Raw genomic sequence first — 1677 nt, 5'->3', positions numbered from 1 at the left:
CGAGCATTTCCCGCAGCGGGGCCAACTGCCTGCGCGCCGGCACGCTCCAGAAGCCGCCGAGACACGCCCCGACGGGGCAACGAAGGGAGAGGGCAGGCATGCTAAGCACACGGCGCGCGTTGCGGATGTCGATGGTGGTAGGACTGGCGGCCGGGTTCGCCGGCTGCGCCGAGCATGCGGTGATTCGTTCGTCTCCGCCTGGGGCGCAGGTATTCGTGAACGACAAGATCGTTGGCGTCAGCCCGGTGGAAGTCGCGGTGTCGCGCGGCGATCTGGGCGAACCGCACCGGTATCGCATCGTTCTCGACGGATACATGCCGGAGGAGGGGGAGTTGAAGCGTCGGTTTGCGGTCGGGCGTCTATTCGGGGCGATCTTCACGTCGGGGATCCTTTACATATTCAGGAGCCCGATGACGCTCGCGTCGCCGGTGGATGTCGTGCTGTACAGCGACGGCACCGACGTCTCGGGAGCCGGTTCGCGCGATCCGGGCGCCGGGACCCCCGCCGAGCGCCTGCGGCGATTGCAGGACCTTTACGACCAGGGCTTGCTAACGGAGCAGGAGGACCGGCGATCGGGCCACCCGCGGTTGCACCGGCAGGCCAGCGAAGGAATTGCGCCCGTCGAGCAGGTGTCCTCATTCGGAGAACAACCCCGGGTGTCCGGCAACCCCTGGCCCGGTTGATTAACGGCACGGTCGTCACCTCGAACACAGGGATTTCGGGAGTCCACATGATACGTCGACGGCGCGAGCCACCGCCGCATCAGACCACCGCCAGCACGTCCGGTTGCCGGTCGCCAACGTACTAGCGCGGTTGCGCACGGCCGTCGCGGATGGGTGTCTCGTCAGTTCGCACTTCACAGCCAGATGACCTTCACCTCCTTCTCCACCGCTTTGAACTCCGGATCGCCGGTGCACACCGCCGCCTGCTTCTGCTGCGCCAGCGCGGCGGCAAAGCAGTCGGCGAGCGACATCTTCTTCGCCGCCTTCAGGGCGCCCGCCGATTCGGCCAGCGCCTGGTCCGCGGCGACGACCTGAAGCGGAAGCGCCAGGACGGTGGATCGGACCTCCCCCCACCGTTCCAATCCCACTTTGCGCTGCACGATGTACCGCACCTCAGCCCAGTTGGGTGCGGCAATGAGGGCAGCCTGGTCGGTTTCGGCCGCCTGGTCGAATACGTCGACGAGCTTCTGGTGTCCCTTCTCTTTGAACAGAAACACCAGCAACGCAAAACTATCGAGTACGGGACTTACCACCGCGCCTCTCCTCTCGTTGTCGGTCGCGCGCGCGCTCCTTCAACAGCTCCGGTGTGGCGGGGCCCGCCTCCGCGAGCAAGCCGCAGACGCTGCGGATGTACTGCCGGGTGACGGGCTGCAAGATGATCTCCCGATCGCGTTCCAGGAAACGGACTCGTGTTCCCGCCTTGATGCCGTACTTGCGGCGCAACCGTGCCGGCACCACAAGTTGCCCCTTCGTCGTTACGTACGCTGAATCCATCAATATCCTCCCTGAGCCTGGATGTCTTACTTTATCTATCTTGTAAGGCAAGAACAACGCCATGTTTCATCCAGGCGCCCCACGGCCTGCGCCCGTGTCCGCCCACGGCCGCATCGCCAATTTCTGCGGCCTTCAGCGGGACGTCAGCGAACGGGTCGCCGCCGAGCGCGAGCTCCGTCAA

At 65.3% G+C, this 1677-nt stretch carries 3 protein-coding genes; 1 reads left to right on the top strand and 2 read right to left on the bottom strand.

Features of this window, described 5'->3' with window-relative positions; genetic code table 11:
• Positions 1 to 98: 98 nt before the first annotated feature.
• A complete protein-coding gene (locus tag L6Q96_23115) occupies positions 99 to 683 on the top strand; it encodes a PEGA domain-containing protein (GenBank protein MCK6557441.1) in 585 nt (194 codons plus the stop codon).
• A 173-nt stretch (positions 684 to 856) separates the two neighbouring features.
• Here L6Q96_23115 and L6Q96_23110 read toward each other — a convergent pair whose 3' ends face one another.
• Positions 857 to 1255: a type II toxin-antitoxin system VapC family toxin gene (locus L6Q96_23110; protein MCK6557440.1), complete on the bottom strand. Its 399-nt coding sequence runs from the start codon at positions 1253 to 1255 to the stop codon at positions 857 to 859.
• Positions 1233 to 1496 (bottom strand): AbrB/MazE/SpoVT family DNA-binding domain-containing protein, encoded by a 264-nt coding sequence (locus tag L6Q96_23105; protein ID MCK6557439.1) that lies wholly within the window; start codon positions 1494 to 1496, stop codon positions 1233 to 1235. The genes L6Q96_23110 and L6Q96_23105 overlap by 23 nt, the downstream gene beginning before the upstream one ends.
• Positions 1497 to 1677 lie beyond the last annotated feature (181 nt).

This window comes from Candidatus Binatia bacterium, assembly GCA_023150935.1.
Classification (GTDB): Bacteria; Desulfobacterota; Binatia; order HRBIN30; family HRBIN30; genus JAKLJW01.
This window is presented reverse-complemented; position numbering and strand designations above follow the sequence as displayed.